General features: G+C 44.0%; 20 protein-coding genes. 12 read left to right on the top strand and 8 right to left on the bottom strand.

Going from position 1 to position 24,675, the window contains the following annotated elements; translation table 11 throughout:
- Positions 1-4 precede the first annotated feature (4 nt).
- Positions 5-2,581 (bottom strand): AAA family ATPase, encoded by a 2,577-nt coding sequence (locus ViNHUV68_RS06940; protein WP_391090115.1) that lies wholly within the window; start codon positions 2,579-2,581, stop codon positions 5-7.
- 383 nt (positions 2,582-2,964) lie between these two features.
- Between ViNHUV68_RS06940 and ViNHUV68_RS06945 the strand changes: the two genes are divergently transcribed.
- The 4 genes from ViNHUV68_RS06945 to ViNHUV68_RS06960 all read left to right on the top strand — a co-directional run bounded on the left by ViNHUV68_RS06945 (position 2,965) and on the right by ViNHUV68_RS06960 (position 6,908).
- A complete protein-coding gene (locus ViNHUV68_RS06945; protein WP_391090118.1) occupies positions 2,965-3,975 on the top strand; it encodes an IS110 family transposase in 1,011 nt (336 codons plus the stop codon).
- Positions 3,976-4,557: 582 nt separating this feature from the next.
- Entirely contained in the window at positions 4,558-5,736 is a 1,179-nt protein-coding gene (locus ViNHUV68_RS06950) for a methyltransferase domain-containing protein (protein ID WP_391090120.1), read from the top strand.
- Positions 5,737-5,746: 10 nt separating this feature from the next.
- Positions 5,747-6,289, top strand: a complete 543-nt coding sequence (locus tag ViNHUV68_RS06955) for a GNAT family N-acetyltransferase (RefSeq protein ID WP_391090122.1) — start codon at positions 5,747-5,749, stop codon at positions 6,287-6,289.
- A gap of 169 nt (positions 6,290-6,458) precedes the next feature.
- A complete protein-coding gene (locus ViNHUV68_RS06960; RefSeq protein ID WP_391090124.1) occupies positions 6,459-6,908 on the top strand; it encodes a GNAT family N-acetyltransferase in 450 nt (149 codons plus the stop codon).
- 59 nt (positions 6,909-6,967) lie between these two features.
- Here the strand turns inward: ViNHUV68_RS06960 and ViNHUV68_RS06965 are convergent, their stop codons facing one another.
- The 3 genes from ViNHUV68_RS06965 to ViNHUV68_RS06975 form a co-directional block, all read right to left on the bottom strand.
- Entirely contained in the window at positions 6,968-7,903 is a 936-nt protein-coding gene (locus tag ViNHUV68_RS06965; RefSeq protein WP_391090126.1) for an alcohol dehydrogenase catalytic domain-containing protein, read from the bottom strand.
- Positions 7,904-7,966: 63 nt separating this feature from the next.
- Entirely contained in the window at positions 7,967-9,055 is a 1,089-nt protein-coding gene (locus ViNHUV68_RS06970) for an alkene reductase (protein ID WP_391090128.1), read from the bottom strand.
- An 8-nt stretch (positions 9,056-9,063) separates the two neighbouring features.
- Complete coding sequence (locus ViNHUV68_RS06975) at positions 9,064-10,161, bottom strand: alkene reductase (RefSeq protein ID WP_391090130.1); 1,098 nt, start codon at positions 10,159-10,161, stop codon at positions 9,064-9,066.
- Positions 10,162-10,401: 240 nt separating this feature from the next.
- Between ViNHUV68_RS06975 and ViNHUV68_RS06980 the strand changes: the two genes are divergently transcribed.
- The 3 genes from ViNHUV68_RS06980 (at position 10,402) to ViNHUV68_RS06990 (ending at position 12,359) form a co-directional block, all read left to right on the top strand.
- Positions 10,402-11,097 carry an IclR family transcriptional regulator gene (locus ViNHUV68_RS06980; RefSeq protein ID WP_055044649.1) on the top strand — a complete coding sequence of 232 codons (696 nt, stop codon included), beginning with the start codon at positions 10,402-10,404 and terminating at the stop codon, positions 11,095-11,097.
- A 106-nt stretch (positions 11,098-11,203) separates the two neighbouring features.
- Positions 11,204-11,596 carry a heme-binding protein gene (locus ViNHUV68_RS06985; protein ID WP_000624560.1) on the top strand — a complete coding sequence of 131 codons (393 nt, stop codon included), beginning with the start codon at positions 11,204-11,206 and terminating at the stop codon, positions 11,594-11,596.
- Between the two features lie 10 nt (positions 11,597-11,606).
- Positions 11,607-12,359, top strand: coding sequence for an SDR family oxidoreductase (locus ViNHUV68_RS06990; protein WP_391090132.1), 753 nt, complete (start codon positions 11,607-11,609; stop codon positions 12,357-12,359).
- Positions 12,360-12,404: 45 nt separating this feature from the next.
- Here ViNHUV68_RS06990 and ViNHUV68_RS06995 read toward each other — a convergent pair whose 3' ends face one another.
- Positions 12,405-13,286, bottom strand: a complete 882-nt coding sequence (locus ViNHUV68_RS06995) for a LysR family transcriptional regulator (protein ID WP_001259369.1) — start codon at positions 13,284-13,286, stop codon at positions 12,405-12,407.
- Between the two features lie 188 nt (positions 13,287-13,474).
- Here ViNHUV68_RS06995 and ViNHUV68_RS07000 point away from each other — a divergent pair, with 188 nt between their 5' ends.
- Both ViNHUV68_RS07000 and ViNHUV68_RS07005 read left to right on the top strand, forming a co-directional pair.
- A complete protein-coding gene (locus tag ViNHUV68_RS07000; RefSeq protein WP_391090135.1) occupies positions 13,475-14,671 on the top strand; it encodes an MFS transporter in 1,197 nt (398 codons plus the stop codon).
- A gap of 83 nt (positions 14,672-14,754) precedes the next feature.
- Positions 14,755-15,447, top strand: coding sequence for an SDR family oxidoreductase (locus ViNHUV68_RS07005; protein WP_053816374.1), 693 nt, complete (start codon positions 14,755-14,757; stop codon positions 15,445-15,447).
- Positions 15,448-15,874: 427 nt separating this feature from the next.
- Here the strand turns inward: ViNHUV68_RS07005 and ViNHUV68_RS07010 are convergent, their stop codons facing one another.
- Entirely contained in the window at positions 15,875-16,771 is an 897-nt protein-coding gene (locus tag ViNHUV68_RS07010) for a LysR substrate-binding domain-containing protein (protein ID WP_391090137.1), read from the bottom strand.
- A gap of 100 nt (positions 16,772-16,871) precedes the next feature.
- Here ViNHUV68_RS07010 and ViNHUV68_RS07015 point away from each other — a divergent pair, with 100 nt between their 5' ends.
- The 3 genes from ViNHUV68_RS07015 to ltrA all read left to right on the top strand — a co-directional run bounded on the left by ViNHUV68_RS07015 (position 16,872) and on the right by ltrA (position 20,696).
- Positions 16,872-17,480 (top strand): short chain dehydrogenase, encoded by a 609-nt coding sequence (locus ViNHUV68_RS07015; RefSeq protein WP_391090139.1) that lies wholly within the window; start codon positions 16,872-16,874, stop codon positions 17,478-17,480.
- Positions 17,481-17,500: 20 nt separating this feature from the next.
- Complete coding sequence (locus tag ViNHUV68_RS07020) at positions 17,501-18,385, top strand: SMP-30/gluconolactonase/LRE family protein (protein ID WP_391090141.1); 885 nt, start codon at positions 17,501-17,503, stop codon at positions 18,383-18,385.
- An 838-nt stretch (positions 18,386-19,223) separates the two neighbouring features.
- On the top strand, positions 19,224-20,696 hold the full coding sequence (ltrA, locus tag ViNHUV68_RS07025) for a group II intron reverse transcriptase/maturase (protein ID WP_391090143.1): 1,473 nt from the start codon (positions 19,224-19,226) through the stop codon (positions 20,694-20,696).
- A 737-nt stretch (positions 20,697-21,433) separates the two neighbouring features.
- Here the strand turns inward: ltrA and ViNHUV68_RS07030 are convergent.
- Both ViNHUV68_RS07030 and ViNHUV68_RS07035 read right to left on the bottom strand, forming a co-directional pair.
- Complete coding sequence (locus tag ViNHUV68_RS07030) at positions 21,434-22,666, bottom strand: extracellular solute-binding protein (protein WP_391090145.1); 1,233 nt, start codon at positions 22,664-22,666, stop codon at positions 21,434-21,436.
- Between the two features lie 10 nt (positions 22,667-22,676).
- Positions 22,677-24,674 carry a methyl-accepting chemotaxis protein gene (locus ViNHUV68_RS07035; protein WP_391090146.1) on the bottom strand — a complete coding sequence of 666 codons (1,998 nt, stop codon included), beginning with the start codon at positions 24,672-24,674 and terminating at the stop codon, positions 22,677-22,679.
- Position 24,675 lies beyond the last annotated feature (1 nt).

Consider the following 24,675-nt stretch of genomic DNA (forward strand, 5'->3'; position numbering starts at 1 on the left):
TAGTTTAGCTTCGGCGCTTCTTCATGGCCTTGAAGTATTCGTCCAAAGCATTCACATCTTTCTCAAATTCACTCGCGCGAGGACAATCAACTGCCAAACCAGTTGCGTTGTCATGACCGCACATATAAGTACTGCATTTAGACATTGCTGCATTGATGATATCATTGTCCTCAGAGGTCACGTCGTCGACGACCTCTTTCAAGCTTTGAGTTTTAACTGCGCGACCAAATCGCTCAACAACTTTTCCCAGTAGCCACTCTTCAACAAGACGCTCATAAGTTTCACGCATCAAACCGTAAGCATGCTTAACTCTCCATTCATACTCAAAATTACCTGATGCTTCCATCTTTTTGAGTTGAGGCGCCAAATTCTTCAGTTCACCAACTCGAGCTTTTGTATTCTTGACATCCCACGGCGGCTCTCGGAAAGGATAACCGGCTACATTCCCTAATTTACGAATAGAAACCACTTCCAAAGGAGCCTGAGCTACCCCTGTTGATTCCTCTAACATCTTTAAGAAAGACATATCGTGAGTGAACACAATCACCTGACGCGTTAAAGCTTCTTGAGCGATGCGATCAGCGAACAAGCGACGCCATCTGTGATCGAGTGAGTTAATTGGGTCATCAAAGATAATGGCTGATTTTCTGTTATCTACAGTAAGCTCAGCCAAGAAACCAGCGAGGGCAATACACTTTTGCTCCCCTTCACTTGCGACATCAGTGATCCCGTTGGGCTTATCTGTAAGACGAATCTTGAGCATTTGCTTGCCACGATGTCCGCGAGTAACGGTACCTACATCAAAGTTGTCAAAGCCTAGCTTCTCTAGTTCCGCTCTGAATGCATCCTGCAGAGCACCTACGGCACCACTATTCGCGATAGCGTTGGCTTGAGTGGTGATAGACGTAGACTGACAAGAGTTACCAAGACTATTGTATAGAGCGAGAGTTTGCAGACGAGCAATTTCACTCATTACATTTTGTTTAGCTGTAGTGAAGGCCTTTCTGTCCTCAAGCTCTTGGATCTGAGCCGCCATGTCTGCAATCTTCTTAGCTAAACCTTCATTCGTTGCAACTTCAGATTCTTTCTTCTTCCAAGAGGCGATCTGAGCAGCAATCCAGTCAACAGCCTTGAAGTCAACCTTTATAGAAGTAAAGTCCGGTTCAATCTTAACTAGGTTGTCGCGAAGAATTTCGAGGCTTGCATTCAGTGCGATGATGCTTTCCGCACACTCTGCACTGTGGTCGCGGATCTTGCTTAGTGCCAGTTCATATGGCTTTAGATCGAAGTTGAGGATCTTCAGGTTCGCAATGTAGGTGTCAAACGTTCTTTTCGCTTGTTTGGCTTCTACCTGAGTTTGATCTTTCAAATAGTCGTCAAATGATTTCAGCTTAGTTGCAGTTTTGCCTGAAATAGGTTGGAGGCACGTAGGACATGGTGACCCTTCAGGAGGTGGAAATGCTAACTTGCTGTTATGAGTTTGAACAAATGTCTTAACGTGGGACCACATCTGCGCCCATTCTTGTGAGCAGATGCCGGCCAGGTCATGACCATCAACAGCCTGACTGCGAGCTAACTCCGCAGCGCCTTGCTTTGTTTTGTAATCATCATAGGAAGCCTTGATTAAGTCGAAGTGCTCTTGATCTAACTTCTCTTTCAGTTTCTCCAAATGAGTAAGCAATGGCTGTAGACCCTTGCTCTTGTCACTGTAACCTTTGCGAAGCTGCTCAGGAGTACTGGTTCTGAGTTTCGCTAGTTCTTCAATGAGAACAGGGATCGACTCTTCTGCTTCTTTATCGATGCAAAGTGCGTCAACATCTTCAGGCTTTGTGTTAGCTGACAATGCTGAAACAAAAGCAAGAACCTCACCACCAGGTTTAAAGGTCGGCAGTGGGGTAGATTGAACAAACGGTTTCTTCTCGTTATCGTTTTCAGCGCGCACAAACTCACAGGCGCGCATAAGCTGGGCCAAGAGCTTCATTCCAACAGGCTTGTACTCAATAGCATCTTCACCCGAAATATAGTGAGCAGCAGAGGTGTTGTCGAAGACACGAATAGACTTTAGGTCTTCACGTGGGGTGGCAGATAGAGCCCACTCGACATCATGTTGTTCTTCGACTACGACAATCGAGAGTTCAGCTGAAGGGTCTCCAGATCTATCATTATAAATATTAGATAGGATTTGAGGTGTATCACCGCGAGTTAAGCAGGCGTTCTTGAGGATTTTTGCATAACTCGACTTACCAGAGCCGTTGTCACCATACACCGCAGTCAGACCTTCGGTTTTGAATTCCAACAAGGCATCAGAAACCAATGCGGATACATGGTTCACTTTGCCAATACTCTTCAGATTTACAGCCTGTCCTTCCTCACCAAAGCCAGTAAGGTCTAGTGGCGCAATGCAGTCTGAGTATGATTCGTCCTGAGCCTCTAGACCATGTTCCATTTTGGCGATAGTGAAAAGGAATTTTAAATCATCCCCCCCTAGTTCGCCTTTCTCAGCAGCTAATCTGATCGCATGACGCCACCAAAGGTTCTTTTTTAACTTGTTAGCCCAGCTAACAACGCTTTCAATCGACATATTACTCTCTACATTGCCCAAAGTTTCTTACGCTACCGCTCGGTGCCTAACGGCACATAAAGAGCTATCGCTGTCTAAATTATTAAACGTAACTGTACCATAAAGCACATAATTTAAGACTTGACTGTAGTCACATAGAAATGGCATTGGTTATCGATAAAACTCTCGGCAATTGACTGAATTTACAGGGGAAAGAATGGAGGAAAAGATTAGTTTTAATATTGAAAGCCCCGTGTTCTGTAAGGTAGGCAAAGAATAGGAATAAATCGAAACGGGGCAGAAGTGAGTTGAACGAACTTCGAGGTCAGGTCTAATGAAATGGTTCGCCTCATCGGCACCGACTAAGGTAAAGATGAGAATCAACCCGAAAGAGGCAAACCATTATGACTACTATAGCAACTCTAGGTATCGATATCGGCAAACGTTCATTTCATGTTATTGGCCGTGACGAAAATGAGAAGCAGGTAAAAAAAGCTAAGTACTCTCGCCAAAAACTATTGGAATTTATCGCTAACCTACCTCCATGTTTAATTGCCATGGAAGGTTGTGCTGGTGCTCATTGGCTAGGCCGAAAATGCAAGGAGTATGGGCATGAAGTTAAGTTGATTCCAGCTCAGTTCGTCAAACCGTATGTAAAATCGAATAAGAATGATTTCATCGATGCTGATGCGATATGTGAAGCCGTTTGTCGACCACAAATGCGCTTCATTACACTCAAAACAGAGCAACAACAGATTATTAGTGCGTGGTGTCGTGTCAGAGAAAGTTACGTCGTTGAGAAAACAGCGGTCTGTAACAAAATACATGCGTTTTTTCTGGAATTCGGTGTTTCTCGTTCAAAAGGAAAGAGGTCTCTTAGTGAAATTCCTTTATTACTTGAAGATAGTGAAGCCCCGCTCCCTGATGGTTTAAGAGAGATCATTTCTCGACTTTATGATGAATACAAAGCCTTACAACAGCAAATAAAGCAAGTGGAAACTCGTTTAACTGAATTGCTTAAACCAGAGCCTTTGGCGGAAAAACTAATGGAAATACATGGCGTTGGTCTTATTACGACGGCATTACTTATAGCTAAAGTTGGAGATGGTAAGCAATTTAAAAATGGTCGAGAGCTCGCGGCCTGGATAGGGCTAGTGCCAAGACAATATAGCACGGGAGGAAAGGATACTTTGCTTGGCATAAGCAAGCGTGGTGATAGCCATTTACGACGTTGCCTTATACATGGAGCACGCTCCATAATTCAATGGCATAGCGAAAGCTCTCTAAGGTGGTCATCTTGGTTGAAAAAACTTCAATCAACAAAGGCAGCGAACGTTGTTTGTGTCGCGATGGCGAATAAACTAGCACGAATTGTTTGGGCAGTGATGGTCAAAGAACCTCGCTTCCAAGCATAACTTTAGTATTAGCTCGATTTTATGAAACAACAGCTTATGCGACATCGCTGAGAACCTGAAAAAGGCTTAAACGCAATGACGTTGTCGGTCTTGATAGGATGGCGATGTGCGCATTTTCATAGTGGTCTTGGTGAAAGAAGAAAGCCAAACTGAACCCGAATACATTGACGCAAGCTAGTTTCACGAATAGAGATTATTGAATAAAAAGGTTGACCGTAAGGGGCGAACCATACATTGTCTTTTGACTCTTATTACTTTTTGTATATCAAAGTTGACTGAGTATCATTGTGTGATTTGAAGGCGTATCTAATTTTGGTGCATTTTCGTGTTTCATGCCCTGTAGCACACTCTTGGACAATTCTGTTTTAGGGAGTTTGCTAATTTAGCTATTCATAAATAAGTTCTGGTATTGAAAACTGGCTACTAGCTACCGACTAATATCTCAAAATCATCCGCAGTCCTCACCACCATCATCTCACTTCTGCCACTGTGGGTGAAAAATTCGAACAAGTCTACTTGACCTGTCTACTACTCTACAGTTCATACTATCCAAATACTAAGAACACTTAGGTCAAATCTAACATGTATTTGATTTCGGAATTGGCGGCGAAGGCAAGTCTCTCTCGCACCACCCTACTCTATTACGAAAAGTTAGGGTTGATTAAAGGACAGCGCCTTGACAATGGATATCGCTATTACAGCGAAAACGATTTGCAGCGACTGTTATTGATTCAGCAACTTCAAAGCGCAGGACTCTCATTGAAAGAGTGCGAACAATGCTTGGACGCGAAGTTAAGTAGAAGCTTATTGGAAAATCGGCTGACGCAACTCAACCATGAAATTGATAAAAAAATCCACGCTCGTGAGTTGCTACTGGCGTTACTTGGGGAACGTCCACAAAGAGAGTTACACCATTCCCTGAGTCAAAGTGCGCCTAGCGCTTACTTAAACTGGTTAAGTACGCAGGGTTACAGTGAAAAAGAAGCGCTCCGATTGAAGTGGCTATCAAAAGATATGAACGAACACGAGAGTTACATGAAAGACTTTATGACGGTCTTTGCAACATTAGAAAGATGGGGGCCAGGGAGTCACAAGGACTCTTTAAAAGCGATTTCATTAATGTCACCTCAGACAATGACCGATATTTTAGACATTGGTTGTGGCACTGGCATCTCAACGTTACTACTAGCTGACAACAGTAACGCACACATAATAGCAGTGGATAATGAGCCTGTTGCCATTAAGCAGCTCGATAAAAAAATACAAAACGCACAGTTGCATGAGCGCATTTCTCCTGTTTGTGCCTCCATGAGGGAACTGCCATTTCAGGCAAAGAGCTTTGATGCCATTTGGGCGGAAGGCTGTGTGTACATTATGGGAATGGAGAACGCACTAAAACAATGGAAGCCGCTGTTAAAAGATAATGGCGTTTTGATGGTGAGTGACTTGGTGTGGCTGACTGACTCTCCCGACGAAGAGACAAAACAGTATTGGCTGGCAGACTACCCAGACATTCAATCGATACCTAAACGACTCGCTCTGTTCCAAAAGCATGGCTACGACGTGATCGAACACTTCTCATTAGGCGTCGATGCATGGCAAAACTACTGGCAACCGCTTCAAGACCGAGTTGAGGAATTACAAGCTGTTATGCCCGTGTCGCAAGCGTTACTAGACATTAAGAAAGAGATTTCAGTTTACGAGCGCAGTGCTGCAAAAGATTTTACCTATCAGTACTTTATTTTAAAACTTGCAAACTAGAGATATAGATATGAAATACGCTTCGTACAAACAAGAACAAACTCAAGAAATCATTACACTGTTCAATGACACATTTTCGGATTCAGAAGGCAAAGAAGAAGGTACATTGATTGCGAAACTCGTAGAAGACTTTCTCACTTTACCAACCAAAGATGAGGATCTTTATGTGTTTATTGCTCAAGATGAAAGTGAACGCATTGTTGGCAGCATCATTTTCTCTCGCCTATCGTTTCCAAATGGTGAAAACATATTCCTTTTAGCCCCCGTGGCAGTTGCAACAGATCGTCATGGGCAAGGTGTAGGTCAAGGACTGATCAAATTTGGGTTAGCGACACTGAAAGAAAAAGGCGTCACCGTTGCCATTACATACGGGGATATCAACTTTTACTCAAAAACAGGATTCGCTCCAATCAGTCAGGGCGTAATTCAAGCACCGCTAGACTTGTCCTACCCTGAAGGTTGGATTGCACAATCTTTAGTCAGTAAAGCGGTCCCTAACATCGAGGGAAAACCAACATGCTTACCCGCTATCGACAATCCATATTATTGGTAGTTAATTGGCGTGAAAATTCCTTCGTTTCTGAATTTCGGTATCTATGCTTAAACACTATTTTCTAAGCGGTACTCTTACTATGCTCACCTAGTCACAACGAACATACCGTGTATGTTCTAAGCAATTATTCTTTGATAACCTAAAGAAACCACTGATAAATTTGAGGGCTATGATGAAAGTAAGAAAAGCCGTTTTAGATGACTTACCCTACCTTGTTAACTTCACTGCAGAAGAGGCAAGAGAGGCTGAGGGGAGCATTAAGATCCCAGAAACACTTGAAACGGGCATTCTGGTCGCGCTTCGTGACCCTACAATTGCAACCTATTGGGTTTTAGCTGATGAGAGCAACACTCCCGTAGGCAGTGTCTCTGCGGTTCGCGAGTGGAGCGACTGGAACGCTGGTTATTACTGGTGGATTCAAAGCATGTTCTTATCCAAATCACAGCGAGGCAAGGGTCATATGTTATTGCTTTTGGATGCAGTAAAACATGAAATGAAACAACAAAATGGCTTAGAGCTGCGCCTATATGTTCACAAAGACAACAGAACGGCTGTTAGAGCTTATCAAAATGCTCATTTTTCAAAGTCCGATTATGAAATCATGATTTTAAGCGATTGAGAATGAGTTTTAGTCAAATAGCTTCATTTAATGTGAAGCTATTTGGATATAAAATACGACTAGGCGATGACCGTTTTTGTTTTCATAAGTTCGCTGTGCTCCAACGCTTCGGCCATCTGTTCGAATTTAAAATATACGGGTAAACTAACGTCAAAACTGCCTTTTGAAATACGCTCAAGCAGCGCTTCACCATTTTGCATTAATGCATGCCAATCATCTTTATCACCAAAATTATGTAACGCTCCAAGGGCTATTTCGTGGTAAGAAATAGTGCGTGTAAATGGAGGGTCAATGGGTTTAGCAATACGATCTTGAATGCAGACAATATGTCCATTTGCTCTTAACAGTGGCACTAAATGGGCGGCATTTTCCCCACTCACCGCATCAAAAATGGCGAAGTATTTTATGTCAATTAGAGATTGTTCTCGATAAACTCGACGAATTCCTAGTGATTTTGCACGTTCTTCACTAAGGCTAACTGAGACAACATCAACGGTATAACCAGCATTGACGAGGAACTGGGATAGTAGATTATTAACCGCTCCAAAACCAACGATAAGCACTTCTTTTTGCAGGGTTAATGGGATTTTTTCAAATGCTTGCCATGCGGTAAGCATCGGGCAAGGTAGCGCTGCTGCAAGTTCAAATGATAGGCTCTCAGGCAGCACCATCACTCTCTCAGCATTCAAAACTGTATACTCAGCAAAGCTACCATTGCGTTTTAATGAGGCATGGTACGCCACTCTGCGCCCAATTAGACTGGTATCAACATTAGCTCCTACTTGTACGATGAGACCTGCACCATCAACACCTGGAACATGGCCATTCGGCCAATTTAAAGGATTGGCTTTAATAAATTTCCAATCGACAGGGTTAATACCAATGGCTTTGTTTTGTACTAAGATTTCGTTGTCATCTAAAGCTGGTATTTCAGCCTTACCTAAAACAAGACTGTGTGTCTCAGTTTGATATTGCCAAATTCGATAGGGTTCCATATCACTTCAACTCGCTTAATGAAAAGATAAGGCACCAAAGAATTGTCCTTGGTGCCTGGTGTATTAGGCCTGATAGGTTGGATAATCGATGTAGCCCTCTTCTCCACCACCGTACAAGGTGAGCCTAGCATCGGCATCAAACTCGGTCAGTGGTAAATCATGGGCAAATCGGGCGACTAAATCTGGGTTCGTTACAAAAGGTGTACCAAAGGCAACGAAATCAGCATACTGCTTGTCAAGTAACTGTTGCGCTGATTCCTTAGTCAACTTACCCGCTATCATAATTGGGTTTGGATACACTTCGCGAACTTGATGACGGAACGTTTCTGGAACGTCAACATAACTAGAAATTCGCTCAGAAAAATGAACATAAGCCAAATTCATCGGTGCCATTTTCTCAAGTGCTTTTAGCGTAACCTCAATGATTTCAGGATCCTCATCAGCAAAACCTTCAATCACGTGTGGAGAGACGCGCACCGCTACTTTATTGCTACCGATTTCGTTTGCGACCGCTTGTAAGGTTTCCAGTAGAAACCGCATACGGTTTTCTTGGCTGCCACCATATTGATCTTGACGTTGATTACTTTCTAAACGCATAAATGTATCAAACAGATAGCCGTGTGCACCATGGATTTCAACACCGTCAAAGCCAGCTTCAACCGAATTTTTAGCGGCTTGAACAAAATCAGCAATCGTACTCTCGATGTCTTGAATCGTCATTTCTCGTGGAACTTCTGTTTCAATCATTCCGAACCCACCTTCTGGTAGCGGGCCAAATACTTGATCGGGCACTTTTATGGCTGAGGGTGCTAAAGGCTGCTCACCAGAAATAGAAGAATGGCTACGGCGCCCAACATGCCAGAGTTGGATAAATATCTTACCCCCTTCCTCATGAACAGCCTGAGTCACTTTCTTCCAGCCTTCAATGTGTTCTTTTGTGTAAATGCCTGGCGTCATAGAATACCCACGACCTACGGCTGATACAGGCGCACCTTCTGTCACAATTAGACCAGCACTGGCACGCTGACGATAGTAGGTTGCCATCATCTCGTTTGGCACATCACCAGGTTGAGATGTGCGTGAACGAGTCATCGGTGCCATAGCGATACGGTTGCTGGTCTCGAGTCCGTGACCTTTAAATACATTAAACATACATACTCCTATGCTTTATACGTTGGATAATCAATCAGCCCTTTTTCACCGCCACCAAACAAGGTGTTTGGGTCATGCTCTGCGAACGGGTAGCCATGAAGTAGTCGTTCAGGAAGGTCAGGATTCGCAACAAAAGGGCGACCAAAGCCGATCATATCAGCCAGTTCGTCATCAATAGCTTGTTCCGCTTTTTCCGCATTATAACGACCTGCGTAAATCAAAATGCCTTGATAAGCCTCACGTAAGGCACGTTTGAAAGAGACTGGCGTATCAGGGGCGTCATCCCAATCGACTTCCGCGATATGTAGATAAACGATACCGTGCTTATTCAACAACGCAGCAGCAGCGGTATAGGTCTCGATAGGGTTCGCATCTACGGTGCCGTTTAAGGTAGTCAAAGGAGCGAGACGCACCCCAACACGGTCAGCGCCAATCGCTTCAACTAATGCTGCAACAACTTCATCAAGAAAACGAAGACGATTTTCCAGGCTACCACCGTATTCATCGGTACGGCTGTTAGCTTCGGAGTCTATGAATTGGTTGATCAAATAACCATTCGCCGCATGCAGTTCAATACCATCAAAGCCTGCCTCAACAGCATTCAATGCCGCTTGACGATAATCTGCGATGACTTGTTGAATATCCGCTTTTGTCATTGATCTAGGCTGGACGACGTCAACAAAACCAGGTTCATCACTGCCATTATCAACGAATACTTTTACGTTTTCCGCTTTTAACGCTGATGAAGAAATCGGTTGATCACCACCAATGTTATCTGGGTGAGTGACTCTACCTACATGCCACAGCTGAGCAAAAATTGCGCCATTTTCTGCATGCACTGCTTGAGTTACTTTACGCCAGCCTTCAATCTGCTCAGGTGTGTATATACCTGGCGTCCACGCATAGCCTTTTGCATTTGGGGAAATTTGTGTTCCTTCGGAGACAATTAAACCTGCACTGGCTCTCTGAGCGTAATACGTCGCCATCATGTCATTAGCGACATCCCCAGGTTGAGTTGCTCTGGAGCGTGTCATCGGTGGCATGACGATGCGGTTTTTGAGTGTCAAGGACCCCAATTGGATAGGTTGAAAAAGTGATTTAGACATAATAAGCCCTCTTATTTCTTGAGAGGGATACTAACAAACTCAACGCATTACATTGATAGCAACAAAGACAAATGATAGTTGTTAAAATTGCAATAATTTGGATCAATGAAAAAGAGATAACTGAATATAGCTTCACTATAAAGCATGCTTCCGTTGCCTTGTGTTATGGGACATTGGCGAATATGTTTGTCTAAAACGAGTTATAGGCACCTTCACTTATCACTGTTGTTAAGGAGAAATATGGATACTAAGGGCAAAACCATTCAGTCGTTGGAGCGCGGTTTCATGATTTTAGAAACACTCTCTTTCGCAGAATCGCCACTGTCTCTGCAAGACATTACCCAATCAGTAAAATTAGCGAAAACAACCGTATATGGGCTGCTCGCAACGTTAGTCAAACTAGGGTATGTAGAACGTACCAAACAAACATACCAACTCGGTTTAAGACTGAGAGAGCTATCTAAGCCACTCGAACAACGGGACGAACTTGTTCGTCGCCATTTTTACCCACTTCTAAAGAAAATGGCACTGCTTTCCAATAACACAGCTTATCTCGCAATCCAAAGTGGGGCTGATGAGTACCTTTATATCGACGCAATAGAAAAAGATAATCCCTTGACGATACGCAGCCCAAGAGGACGCCGAGAAAGTTTAATTGACTCTGCCATTGGGAAAATATTTGTTTCTTTTAACCCTCAACTAAAAAGAATACTAAGAATGCAAGGTGCGTTAACACCATGGTTGGAGATGGAAATTGAGCAGATTTCCCAACAAGGATTTTCATTGGATCTAGAGCAAGCAGAGCCTGGGCTGCACTGTTTGGCTATTCCTCTTTATATGAATGGTGATCTTGTCGCTGCTGCGGGTTTAAGTGGTGCTGCTGATGAACTCACTGAGGCAAAATTGCGTCATTTTGCTCAAGTATTTCTGAGGTGATTCGACATTATCGAATCTTACTTACTTTTCACACGGTTCGAATGCCCCCCAGGATTTATCTAATTAAACTGATCGCGTCATTCACGATCATAATTAGGAGACGCCTGTGATTTCTCTCAACTTAGCAAAACAGATCACTGCGATAGCTATACAACAAGCGAAACAACAAGAATTTAACATCTGTGTCAGTGTTGTTGATCAAGCTGGATTATTAGTCCATTTTGAACGCATGGATAATGCATTGCTCGGCGCGATTGATGTGGCGATAAAAAAGGCCAGAACAGCAGCGCTTTTCCAAACCAATAGTGCTGAACTTGGTGCGATCGCACAACCTGGAGGTGCGATTTATACACTTGAAGCCACGAATGGAGGACTTATTTCCTTTGGTGGTGGTGTGATCCTCCGTAACGAACAAGGTAATGTTATTGGCGCTATAGGGGTTGCAGGAGCGACCGTTGAAGCCGATGAAGCCATTGCACAACTTGCAGCTCGTCAATAAGGAGATCCAGATGAAAACGGTAGTGATTACTGGCTCAGCTTCTGGCATGGGGTTAGCGGCTAGTAAGTTGTTTCTAGAAAAACATTGGCGCGTTCTGATGATAGACACCAACGAGGAGCACGGGCAACAGCAATGTTTGAAACTTCAAAGCCAAGGTTTTACTGAGGTTTATTTTCAACGTTGTGATATCACTCAAGCATCACAGGTCTCGCAGGTCGCCGAGTTTGCAATTGACAACTTTGGACAAGTTGACAGCGTGATCAACAATGCTGGAGTTTGGCGTGGTGGTGAACTACATCAAACAACAGAGACAGATTGGGACTTATTGTTTGATGTTGATGTGAAATCGATATTTTTGATGAGTAAGTACTTTGTGCCATACATGATTGCACAAGGTGGAGGGACTATTGTAAATACTGCTTCAGTATCAGGGCTGAATGGGGATCATCAGATGGCAGCCTACAATGCAGCAAAAGGAGCAGTTGTTAACTTAGTCCGAGCGATGGCACTCGATTATGGAAAATATAACATTAGAGTAAACAATGTATGTCCTGCCGCTTGCGCTACTCCAATGTTTCTTGCCAACGCCAAAGAAGTGATTGACACATTTAATCAGGCCAACCCTCTAGGCAGGATCTGCACGCCAGAGGAAGTCGCTGAAGCAATGTACTTCTTGGCCTCTGATACATCAAGCTCATGCAATGGTATCAACCTACCTATTTCTGGTGGCTTAGAGCTGCATACTGGTCAACCGATACAATAAAATCGATATAAAAGCGAGGTCGGCAACGGCCTCGCTTGGAACGATTTACAGATCCAGTTTCGGCTGAATAAAATCGATAAAAGCAGAAATCCGCTTGGCAACAGAAGAAGACTTATAGTAGACGGCATTAATTTGCTCCCTGCCTGAGTTGCCGATTTTTTCACCTTCTAACAACGCAATTAATCTTCCTTCCGCAATATCTTTTTTCACCATAAAGCCTGATAGGCAGGCGATTCCATTCCCCATCAATGCTAGCTGTCTCACCGTTTCACCGTTACTTGAGGTCAGCGTGGGTGTCAGCCCTGAAAATCCTTTCAGAGGCCATTCGTTGAGTGTTTTTGGTGTTGAAAATCCGATGGTATCGTGATGTTCCAAATCACTGCTCTTACTCGGAAAGCCGCGCTTTGATAAATAATCAGGTGAAGCAACAATGTAAAGTAAACTTCGGCCAAGAGGCCTTGCATGTAAAGTTGAATCATTTAATGCACCGATACGAATAGCGATATCGGTTTTCTTTTCTAGCAAATCAACAAAACCTTCATTAGAAGTTAACTCCAACTCAATATCAGGATAGGCTTGATTAAATGGCTGAACGAGTGGAACTAACTGGTGAAACACAAATGGACTGGCGGCATCAACACGCAGCCGCCCTTTGGGTAATTCCCCACGGGATATGATCTCGTCTTCCGCTTGCTGCAACTGCATCAGCCCTATTCTTACCGACTCAACGAATTGCCGCCCCTCATCCGTTAATTCAATCCGTCTTGTGGTTCGGTTTAATATCGTCACGCCAAGTTGGCTTTCTACCTTACTCACCGCTCGTGATACGCGTGCCACCTGTATATCGAGACTTTCTGCCGCCGCAGTAAATCCACCAGTATCAACGACAGTAAGTAGAATTTCTAAATCGTCAGATTTCGTGCGCATGCTTGCCTACCATTTACTCAACAGTTTCGTTTAATTATTGCATTTATAACAAATATTATTTGTTAAATAACCTATTTTTTGCAACGACATTTCCACGCAAAATCCCTCTATCAAATCACGGCAGCGCGAAACGTTGATAAGCACATTCGCTGCTGTGTACTAGAACCTAACAAAAGAGAGTAAATGATATGCCATTAGCACTTCTTGCATTGACGCTCAGCGCCTTTGCTATCGGAACGACGGAGTTTGTGATCGTGGGCTTGCTCCCGACCATGGCTTCTGACTTAAATGTCTCACTACCATCCGCAGGACTGCTGGTGAGCCTTTATGCACTCGGTGTTGCGATTGGCGCACCTGTTTTAACCGCGCTAACGGGAAAGTGGAACCGTAAGCATGTACTCATTACCGTTATGTCATTGTTTGTGATTGGCAACTTATTGGCATGGCAAGCACCTGGTTACAACACCCTTATCATTGCTCGCATTTTGACTGGTTTAGCCCATGGTGTGTTTTTCTCTATCGGCTCTACGATTGCGACAGGCCTAGTCCCCAAAGAAAAAGCAGCCAGCGCGATTGCGATTATGTTCACGGGATTAACCGTGGCATTAGTAACGGGCGTGCCGCTCGGTACTTACATCGGCCAAACCTTTGGTTGGCAATCGACGTTTTTGATTGTAGCGCTATTGGGACTGATTGCGCTGATTGGTAGTGCGTTCTTAGTGCCAAGCAACCTAAAACAGCCTGCTGCCGCGAAACTGTCATCGCAGCTAAAAGTGCTCACTCAACCAAGGTTACTACTGGTGTATGCAATTACCGCACTCGGCTACGGTGGTACCTTTACCGCTTTCACTTTCCTAGCGCCGATTTTGCAACAGGAAACAGGATTCAGCGCCAATGCAATCAGCCTAATTATGTTGGTATACGGCGTATCAGTAGCGATTGGTAATATTTGGGGCGGCAAAATGGCCGATAAGATGGGGCCAATTAAAGCGCTGACAATTATTTTTGCGGGACTCGCCACCGTATTAGTTGTATTTAACTTTACGGCCGTTAACCCTATCGCCGCAGTAGCGACCATTTTAGTTTGGGGGGCCTTTGCATTCGGTAATGTTCCTGGCTTACAAGTCTATGTGGTTAAACTGGCTGAAAAATACACTCCTGATGCGGTAGACGTCGCTTCTGGTCTAAACATTGCGGCGTTTAACGTGGGTATTGCGCTTGGCTCATGGGGCGGCGGTATGATTGTGTCAGAAATGGGCTTAATGCATACCCCTTGGATTGGAGCCGTGATAGTGATCGTTGCGCTCGCTCTTACTCGAATGAGTGGACGTCTTGATAAACGTAAAGCAGTTCATTTGTCGGAAGCAAACGTACTTGTGAAGTAAGTATCACGACAATGGTTACAAGCTGGTCAAGGCTCGGCATTGACCAGCTAATTCTTACTTATAATCAACTTAGGTAGCTCACAATGAAAACGGTTTTTATCACTGGCGCCAATCGAGGCTTGGGCCTAGAGCTTGTTAAACAATACGCTCAGCGTGGATGGCGTGTGATTGCATGCTGCCGTGACATCAATACAGCTCAGGCTTTGTGTCTCTTGGTACAAACTTATCCCACCATTTGTATTCATCCGCTCGACGTGAGTAATGAGTCCCATATTCTCGCTTTGACAGAAAAATTTGCGGGCATCGCCATTGATGTACTCATTCATAACGCAGGAGTGAGCGGAGATGAATGTGAAAGCCTAGGCAACATGGGGCAAAAGGAGTGGATAAATGTATTAAACGTCAACACCATTGCGCCCATGTTAATCACGCAGGCTTTGCTTAATAACATTCTTGCGGGTGAAGATAAAACCATCATTGGGATGACTTCAATACTCGCTAGCATCGATGACAACCGCTCTGGTGGTCGATACAGCTATCGCGCATCAAAAGCCGCCCTCAACCAAATAATTAAATCTCTGGCTTGTGAGCTATCCGAAGTGGGAGTGAAGACTATGGCCATTCATCCTGGTTGGGTACAAACCGATATGGGCGGAAAGGATGGCAAGGTAACAGTAGAAGAGAGTGTTAAAGGCATGCTTAATGTTATCGACAATTTAAAACTTAAGCATTCAGGTTCATTTTTTGTCTACGATGGCACTCAATTGCCGTGGTAAGCCCTGTAGTTACGTCACATGCAAGTTCTAAGGGTATGATATGCTTTTATTTATAGTTTTAATCCTTTCTATTGTCGGTTTGATCTGGTGGTATTTATACAAAGTCTCCCGTGATATTTCCCAAATTGACTGGGATTGGGATGACGATGAGATCCTATAAATTGATATTGCCTGAATCTATGGCAGGTCACATTACATATTCTAAGGAAAAACTACGAGCCTGCTCTGGATTGAGTAAATACTTTAACGTGAAATGGGGCACTTCTGTGTTACGAAGTGCCAACAGTGAAGGTTCTGGACATTCCCTTTTTAGGTTCTTTACTTGAGTTCTATTCCTTCGTATTAACTGAACTATGGCAAATAATCAGTCGCCTATAACAAATTGACCAAACTCACCATACCTCTTCACCTTTATAAATACCCTACCTCATATCATGTATAAATTGTTAGACTCGAGCCATTGCTTTACCGCGAGATTAAAAGTTACCAGCTTCTTGGGTGTTATGCGCTTTTGGGCATATATCATACTCAGTTTATGAGTTTTTACTGACCATTCAGGGAAAACATGAACAAGATCACCACTCTCGAAAAGATCTTCAACTTGATAATACGGCAAGCTTGCTACTCCCATTCCCTGTATAGCTAGCTCTAATATTGAATTATAGGTGTTGGAGCGAAAGCTTCCTGTCACTTCAACATCATAGCTTTGCTCGTTACTAATAAGCTCTAGTTGGTTCCAACTCTCATTTTGACTGTTAAGAATGAAGCTGCATTGATGAATATCTTCGATAGTTGCCAGTCTTTTCCTTTTGGCGTAATTCGCGCTACAAACCAACACATTTCGGATGTAGCCCAGCTCTTTGGCAATGACATCGCCTGGTAATTCATCATAAGCCCGAAAAGCGACATCAAAATCTCCGGACTCAATTTTCTTTTTCATAGGGCCAAAATCGAGGGTTAAGTTAACCTTCGGGTATTGTTGTCTGAAGGATGGGATCACATGACGACAAAGTGCTCGACCAAACTCGATGGGCGCAGTTACTTTCAGCTCACCTGCGACTTCCTGAGTAATATCTTTTACACGCATCTCAGCCTCAGTGGCCAGTAGCTGAATTTGCTTTGCCTTTGAGTATAACTCTTCCCCGACTTCGGTAAGGCTGATTGACCGAGTAGTCCGATGGAACAACCTGGAATTCAAAGCCTCCTCAAGCTTCTGAATATGACGTGACACCAGGCCTTTAGATACATCGAGTGTCTCTGCTGCTTTGGTGAAGCTATGCTCTTCGGCTACTACACGGAAGGTTTGCAAATAGGTTAAATTCATCAATTAGCGCCATTTAGTAAACAGTTAGGTCATTTTCTGCTGTTTTTCTCTCAACATCAATCATCTAATATTCAAAATATAAACAGACAGGAGAAAAACGATGAAAGTTCTCGTAATTGGTGCATCGGGCACAATCGGCAGCAAGGTTGTAGAAGCTCTAGGTGACACACATGACGTTGTTAAAGCTGGCAAAGGCAGCGGCGATGTGCAAATTGACATTACTAATCCCGACTCGATCCGCTCGGCACTTGATTCAATAGGTCAGCTGGACGCAATTATCTGCGCTACTGGTGATGTTGCCTTTAACGCTTTCACAAGCTTATCGCGTGAAGAGTGGGATATTGGTATTAACAGTCGCCTTATGGGGCAAGTGAACTTAACACAAATTGGTGCTGAATATCTCAATGATAGCGGCAGCATCACGCTAACAAGCGGCATTATCGCAGATTACCCGATCGCCTATGGGACGAGTGCAGCCACGCTTAACGGTGCAATAGAGCATTTCGCAAAAGCGGTATCGACTGAGCTGCCGCGTAGTATTCGAATCAATGTCGTCAGTCCATCAATGGTCACCGAATCACTGGGCACATACGGTAACTATTTCCCTGGATTCCACTCGATCGCTGCAAAAGATGTCGCAACATCCTATATCCGTTCGGTGTTAGGGGTTGAGTCGGGTCAAACATTCAAGGCCTTCGCAGGCAACTGAGTTAACAAGAGGTATTTGAGATGAATAAGCTAATTTTTATGGCCGCTGTCACTGCTTTCTCTATGAACGCGTCAGCTAACTCATTGGTAGAAGATAATCCGACCCTTGTCGGCGACACTTTTGGCTTTGTTGAAGGCCCTGCGTGGGATGCGCAACATCAGCGCTTCTTGTTTAGCGATATACCCAACAACAAGACATATTCCTATGACCTAAAAGGGACACTGAGCATCTTTGATGAAAACTCTGGCTATGCCAATGGCCTCGATTTTGATTCAAAGGGCAACCTATGGGCGGCACGTCATGACAGAAAGCTGTCATACGTTCAAGAAAACGGTGAGAAAGTCATCGCAGCGGCTACATACAACGGAAAACGCCTGAATAGCCCAAACGACTTAACAGTTAAAAGTGATGATAGCATCTGGTTTACCGATCCACCATTCGGCATTCAAGGCTATGGCCCACAAAATGCGGAAGAAGAGCAACCAGTAAGAGGTATCTACCGCTACTTGGATGGTGATTTTCAGATGGTATATGGGGATCTGAAATTACCCAATGGTATTGCCTTTTCTCCTGACGAATCATTCTTATACGTTGCTGATACGTCGGATGGTTGGGTTTATCGCTTTAAGGTGAAGGGTCAGACTCTCAGTGACAAGACCCAGTTTGCCAAGGTCAATCCACCTTCTGCGTCAGAGCCGATGGCCGACGGGGTTGAAGTCGATCATAAAGGCAATGTTTATGTAGCCGGGCCAGGTGGTGTAGGTGTATTCAACACAGAAGGTCAACAGCTTGACTACATTGCAATTGATGCAGGTCATATCAGTAACATCGAAATTGGCGGTAAACACCAAGACCTATTAATGGTGACTGCATACAACAGAGTAATATTATTTCAGATGAAATAACAACCATTGTTGATTAATGTGCAACCAGTTCGATTAAATCTGTTGTTTTAATTCAATAAAAATAGAGCTACCTCGTTTGATTGATATCAGTACAATTAATCAAATTAAAAGGGAGCTCTCTTTTTATAGTGGTAATCTCGTCAGTAACATCAAGTCCCCTCAAATAGACTGTTATATACCCGCATAATATTTTCGCATTACCAAAAATATTTCGAAAAATGTAGTCGACAATGTGTGCCGATGATGAAACGTAAATCACGTTGGGGCGTGCGACGTGAAGTCGTATGAAGCGCTGTTCACCGCTTAACGTGTGAACCATCTGTATCACCAGATGAACCTAGGGCTCTGAATAAAGTAGCGAGCCTGACAATGTAATGAAGAATGGTCTTGACCATTCGGGATTTGAATCGTGAGAGAACGATCCTCCTGATAACCACAATCGGGTGAATGCTAGGTAGTCAGCATGATGAACATATGTGAATCCGCTTAAGGTGCGTTATGTGATGAAACAGCGGAAGTGGTTAATACGCTGTAGCCAAAAGGCACGAGAGTCGGAAAGAGATTGCCCCATGCTTTTTCGTGATCATTGAACTCTCCGCACCATAGCGGGCATCTAAACTGATATTGCGCGACATACGGAACACGGTAAGCCTGTATCACTCCCTCTGGGAAAGCCTCTGTGGCCGATAGTGGTGCTGGTATAGGAGGTTGGAAAAAGCGAAGGCTGCATTGTAACGATGCAGATACAGACTCATGTCTTGTCACGAAAGTGAGCCCACTTCCAACTGGTCTCTCGTTGCGAGAGAGTTTGAAGAACTTTATTCAAGGAGAAATGCAAATGATGATTTCAAATGAGATTAGTGCCTCTCCTGACAGCGCCCAATGGCAGTCAATAGACTGGAAATCCGTTGAATCGCATGTATTAAAGCTTCAGATGCGTATCGCAAAGGCAACTCGAGAAGGTAAACACGGTAAAGCGAAAGCCTTGCAGTGGCTACTGACTCATTCTCGCTCAGCAAAACTTCTTGCTGTTAAGCGAGTATCTCAAAACAAAGGCAGTAAAACGCCAGGAATAGACGGTGTCATCTGGAATACGGATACACGCCGCATGAAAGCAGTCAATCAATTGAGTAGAAAGGCATATCAAGCCAAACCACTCAAGCGTATCTATATCCCTAAAAAGAATGGCAAACTTCGACCTCAGGGTATCCCGTGCATGATAGATAGAGCGCAGCAAGCGCTTTATCTTACAGCGCTAGAACCTATATCTGAGACGCTTGCCGATCCAAATAGCTATGGATTTAGACCCAACCGCGGCACTGCTGACGCAGTCGATCAGTGCTTCAAATGTTTGGCTCTAAAGAAGTCCTCTAAATGGGTTCTTGAAGGCGATATAAAAGCCTGTTTTGACAAGATCGGACATCAATGGCTTATGGATAACATCTCCGTTGATAAACGAATGTTAGAACAATGGTTAAAGTCTGGCTTTATGGATAAAGGGCTGTTTTATCGCACTGATGAGGGCACACCACAAGGTGGGATTATATCTCCGACCTTGATGCTAATGACTCTCGCAGGCCTTGAACAGCAGATAAAGTCCACCGCCCTCAAAAAGGGCGCTAGAGCCAATTTTATTGGTTACGCCGACGATTTCGTCGTCACTTGCGCTTCAAAGGAAGTGCTAGAGAGCGATATCAAACCGTTGATTGCTGACTTCTTAGCAGAACGAGGCCTAACATTATCCGAAGAGAAAACGCACATTACTCATATCAACGATGGCTTTGACTTCTTAGGTTTTAACCATAGGAAGTACAAAGGTAAACTGCTCATTAAACCGAGTAAATCCAACACGTTGATGTTCTTAAGCAATCTGCGAGAACTCATCAAAAAGCACGTAACCCTTCCAGTGAACGATCTTATCAAGCTGATAAATCCGAAACTCAGGGGTTGGTCGAACTACTATCGACACAGCGTTGCAAAACAGATATTCGGATATATAGGTCACAAGCTATTCCATACGTTATGGCACTGGGCTAAAAGGCGTCATCCAACAAAGTCTAAAACTTGGATCGCCCTAAAATACTTCATCAACCGAAAAGGCCAGTGGCAGTTTCATGGTTGGCAGAAGATCATGGATATAGATTGCCAGTTCAATCTCTTCCAAATAGCCAAAGTGCCAATAGAAAGGCATGTAAAAATCCGAAGTGCAGTGACACCATTTGACCCTCAATACCAAGAATACTTGGCTAAAAGAAAGTCCAAAAGGAAAGCTCGCAACTCTTGGAACGAACCTGCTCCGACTGCTTTATAAGTTGCTGGGTATCAAACGATGCCTTTGTGGAGGCTTGAGCCTAGTGCAGTGAAAGTTGCACGCTGGGTTCTTAGGGAGACGGCACTTGGTAACAAGTGTCGTCCACCCGACAGAAGTGAGTTGAACACTGTGGGTTAAACCTGCCCACAAAACGATCCATCGGTAATCAAGATTTGCTACACGAAGTGACATTAGCGTACTCATGACGTAAAAACAAAAGCCGCACAATCATTCTTTGATGTTTGGCTTTTATTGAACAAGAGACTTTAAATAAAATATCTTCGATTGACCTTAATGTCCGTATACAGTCGTTGTTGTGTTGAAGAGAACCTTGATTGCATTGCCTGTAACAACCAAGCAGGGTTTCTTGCTATTGAACTGTCTTTACCGAAGTGTAGTACCTTGAGTACGCCTTATCCGCCCCATGAACCCACGGGGCGACAACTTTTGTATGTTCCTTATCAGTTGTATTCTGAATCACTTTAGATGTCGCGACACAGAGATTGCCTATTGGTGCTGATACATTCAAGGGAGAAAATGGATGTTGTGACGATTTCTACTCATTTACTAGACTTCGGATAAAATCAAGACAGGGTTTAATGAAACTCTCAAAATCTTCACAATCAAACTTTTTCTATAAACGTAACTTCTAGCTCAATTCAAATTTCAGTTATTAATGAATTTTAGATTAAGCTAGAAGGTACTGAATTGCGACTTTCGTTAACGAAATCGTACCACTATTTAAGAAATGAGATTGAGTCAGCAAGTACTTGAGACGCCTGTTGGGCACTCATATTTGAGTTCATAAATTCCCCCACGACCAAATAAATTGCACTTTGCACTTCGCTGGATACCATATGGCCATGAGCGATACTGCCTACCATTGAATCTTGTTTAACGGCTTGCTTCAAATCGGCCATCGATTTCTTTGCACAAGCATCAAACCCCTCATCGCTAACCTCTAAATTGGGAGGAACAGAACCTTTAACCTGATTAAACTTGGCTTGGAATCCCGGCTCCATGACCGCTTTCGCCATACTGTCCTGTGCTCCTTTTTTCTCTTGAGACACGTCGAACATTCCAAACTGATCAGAGTTAAACACGAGAGCGCCATCCGTGCCTGGATACTGGAAACAGAGGAAGTCTTTGTTTGGCACTTTGCCATTATTAATAAACTCACCTTTAGCCCAATCGCCCATGATTTGCATTGCGGCATCGCCACGCATCACCATAGCTGTAGCCTTGTTCCAATCCCGCCCTGGGTAATCAGCATCCACATAGCTGCGATACTGCCTTAACTGTTCAAATGCCTTAGCCATGGTCACGCTATTCAAACTGTTATAGTCCAACTCACCAAACGCTTTGCGATAGAAACTTAAGCCTCCCGCACTGAGTACTGCGCTGTCGAAAATGGTCACTTCTTGCCATGTTTGACCACCACCTGCGAATGGAACATAACCAAACGCTTGAATTAAGCTAGCGGCCGCCATCAGCTCGTTAAATGTTGTTGGCACTGCAATATTTAGCTCATCGAAGATCTGCTTATTGGCCCATATCCAGTTTGTTCGGTGAACCCCTACAGGAGAAGCGACCCATTTACCTTCATACTTTGAGAATTTCTGCAGCGCCGGAGGGACTATTTGATCCCAATTACCCTGCTGCGCGACACTGTTGATGTTTGCCATCACCCCTTCTGAAGCCCACTCAGTTAGCTTAGTGCCACCCATTTGTACCGCTGTTGGCGGATTCCCAAAGGCGGCTCGAACACGAAGGTAGTTTTGAGCGTTGGCGCCCGCTGCCCCGGCAATTTTCAAGTCATTCCATTCAATGCCCTGTTCAAGTAGGTTGTTCTTTAACACTTCGACGGCAGCAGCTTCACCACCGGATGACCAACCATGCAATACTTCAACTGAAGAGTTGGCGTACGCAAATCCAGAACATAGACATAATGTGAGTGCGAGTTTCTTCATTGTCTTTCCCCTACATTTTGAACTGTTCTGTGATTTTCGCTTGCTGATCTGAAAGCGACATTAAGTCCGCAAAGGTTTGTCGATTACCTCGCGATAGTTGGTGTATCTCCACTGCTGAGTCTGAAATAGCAACCACATTTTCCGTGATCTCTTTCGATACATGGGACTGCTCTTGCGCTGCAGAAGCGATCTGCTCGCTCATATTGGCAACAGAATCAATGGCAGTTGAAATTTCAAGCAGCGAAGTCGCAGCATGTTGAGAATTATCCACCACCTCTTTCGCGGTCTGACTATTTTTCTTCATAATGTTCACTGACGATGTGGAAATTTTCTGTAGTGACTGAATCATGCGATAGATCTCTTCCGTCGAACTCTGCGTTTTACGGGCTAGATTACGCACTTCATCCGCAACAACAGCAAAACCTCTGCCCTGCTCCCCTGCGCGAGCTGCTTCAATGGCCGCGTTTAAAGCGAGTAGATTGGTTTGCTCGGCAATACCGGTGATCACTTCAAGAATCCCTTCAATATTTTCCGACTCTTGCTTCATCTGACCTATGGTTTGAGCAGCGGATTCAATATCTGAATCAAGTTCGTTAATCGAGTTAATCGACATATCCATCTTCGATTTACCAGTAGATGCAAGTTCGCGAATTGCTAGCACTTGCCCCAATGAAGACTCCGCATTTCTCGCCACTTCATAAACCGCCGATTCCATCTCGGTAACCGCTGTCGCAACTGAACTGGTTTGGAACTTCTGGCTTTCTAGCATCTCTTCCGATTTAGTTGTCACATCGAGTGCACCTTGAGCGGAATGAGAGAGCGTAGTTGAACTCTCTTTTAGCTCGGAAAGCACGCCGCCAAGTTTATTGGCGAGTTGATTAATACCACCAGCAATCTCACCAAACTCATCTTTCTTCTTAAGATCAATATGCTGATCGATCTGACCATTGCCCAATTCGGCCAGTGCATTGGTGATACTTTTTAGTGGCGTTTTAATGCTCTGAATTTGACTCAACACGATCAAAACACTGACCACTATCGCTACGATAAACAAAACTGAAGTCATTAGAATATTTGAGTCAGCGCCTTGCTCCACTTTCTGGTTGGTGCTCGCGACTAACGCATTTATCGATTGAGATAGTTCATCTAGGCTGTTCGCACCTCTATTGACCAATGAGCCGATTTCAACCAAATTTTGGTTTATCTGCTCACCCAATGAGACCAACTTGATCTGCAGAGATAGATAGCCTCGCTCATCGTTAACTGAGAAATTAAGGAATTCGACAAAAGGCTTGAGCTTCTCGGCTGAGTTTGGTGCCATATCAGTGAGCTTTTCGATTCGAGAGACGGTTTTTAGCGCATTGGTCGATAGCTTTTGTTTAATGTTATTCAGCAGCTCTAAATTCTCAATGTTACTAACGCCACTTAGGGTTGCTTGTGCCAGAGTTAAGCTGTCAGCAATTACTGAGACCGCAAAGCTTTCTACTAAGCCTAAGTTACTAGCTAGCAATACTGCTGCATCTCTCTCATCATCGAAAGTAATCCATCTCGCCGTGTAGTTCTGTATTTCGGCACGTGAGACGTCGCGCGTCGTCGCCAGCTCATTGGTCGCGCTTATTTGCTGTTGCCCCAAAGCAAAGGCTTGAGAGAATGCTTGATCAGCTTGCTCTAACAAGCGATTGAACTCGGCTTGGTCTGCTAAAGAGTTGCTCAATGAAGAACGCAGGTCCGTATATTGTTTGACGGCACCATCAAACTCTTGCTCTAGTTGATTGCGTTGTTGGTTGTTGAGAGCATTGGCATGTTGACTCACAGCTCTATTAACGTTCTGCGCGATAATCGCTAGTTGATAGCTGCGCTCCATGACCGGAATCAGCGTTTCTGCCGTTTCTTTGTAGGCACTGGATGATTGCTTTTGGGCATAGAAGCCCACCATCGCTAAGAGTGTCATCAAAAAGACGACAATACTAAAGCCCAATATGGTGCGACTAATGACAGTTAAATTCAAT

The sequence above is a fragment of the Vibrio sp. NH-UV-68 genome (genome assembly GCF_042940635.1).
GTDB lineage: Bacteria > Pseudomonadota > Gammaproteobacteria > Enterobacterales > Vibrionaceae > Vibrio > Vibrio pacinii.

Excerpts from the sequence above, each read along its gene's own strand:
- ViNHUV68_RS06955 (WP_391090122.1), top strand. The coding sequence starts at position 5,747 with ATGAAATACGCTTCGTACAAACAAGAACAAACTCAAGAAATCATTACA.
- ViNHUV68_RS06950 (WP_391090120.1), top strand. The coding sequence starts at position 4,558 with ATGTATTTGATTTCGGAATTGGCGGCGAAGGCAAGTCTCTCTCGCACC.
- ViNHUV68_RS07020 (WP_391090141.1), top strand. The coding sequence starts at position 17,501 with ATGAATAAGCTAATTTTTATGGCCGCTGTCACTGCTTTCTCTATGAAC.
- ViNHUV68_RS06975 (WP_391090130.1), bottom strand. The coding sequence starts at position 10,161 with ATGTCTAAATCACTTTTTCAACCTATCCAATTGGGGTCCTTGACACTC.
- ViNHUV68_RS06965 (WP_391090126.1), bottom strand. The coding sequence starts at position 7,903 with ATGGAACCCTATCGAATTTGGCAATATCAAACTGAGACACACAGTCTT.
- ViNHUV68_RS06980 (WP_055044649.1), top strand. The coding sequence starts at position 10,402 with ATGGATACTAAGGGCAAAACCATTCAGTCGTTGGAGCGCGGTTTCATG.
- ViNHUV68_RS06970 (WP_391090128.1), bottom strand. The coding sequence starts at position 9,055 with ATGTTTAATGTATTTAAAGGTCACGGACTCGAGACCAGCAACCGTATC.
- ViNHUV68_RS06940 (WP_391090115.1), bottom strand. The coding sequence starts at position 2,581 with ATGTCGATTGAAAGCGTTGTTAGCTGGGCTAACAAGTTAAAAAAGAAC.
- ViNHUV68_RS06995 (WP_001259369.1), bottom strand. The coding sequence starts at position 13,286 with ATGCGCACGAAATCTGACGATTTAGAAATTCTACTTACTGTCGTTGAT.
- ViNHUV68_RS07010 (WP_391090137.1), bottom strand. The coding sequence starts at position 16,771 with ATGAATTTAACCTATTTGCAAACCTTCCGTGTAGTAGCCGAAGAGCAT.
- ViNHUV68_RS06945 (WP_391090118.1), top strand. The coding sequence starts at position 2,965 with ATGACTACTATAGCAACTCTAGGTATCGATATCGGCAAACGTTCATTT.
- ViNHUV68_RS07000 (WP_391090135.1), top strand. The coding sequence starts at position 13,475 with ATGCCATTAGCACTTCTTGCATTGACGCTCAGCGCCTTTGCTATCGGA.
- ViNHUV68_RS06960 (WP_391090124.1), top strand. The coding sequence starts at position 6,459 with ATGATGAAAGTAAGAAAAGCCGTTTTAGATGACTTACCCTACCTTGTT.
- ViNHUV68_RS06990 (WP_391090132.1), top strand. The coding sequence starts at position 11,607 with ATGAAAACGGTAGTGATTACTGGCTCAGCTTCTGGCATGGGGTTAGCG.
- ViNHUV68_RS07030 (WP_391090145.1), bottom strand. The coding sequence starts at position 22,666 with ATGAAGAAACTCGCACTCACATTATGTCTATGTTCTGGATTTGCGTAC.
- ViNHUV68_RS07015 (WP_391090139.1), top strand. The coding sequence starts at position 16,872 with ATGAAAGTTCTCGTAATTGGTGCATCGGGCACAATCGGCAGCAAGGTT.
- ltrA (WP_391090143.1), top strand. The coding sequence starts at position 19,224 with ATGATGATTTCAAATGAGATTAGTGCCTCTCCTGACAGCGCCCAATGG.
- ViNHUV68_RS07005 (WP_053816374.1), top strand. The coding sequence starts at position 14,755 with ATGAAAACGGTTTTTATCACTGGCGCCAATCGAGGCTTGGGCCTAGAG.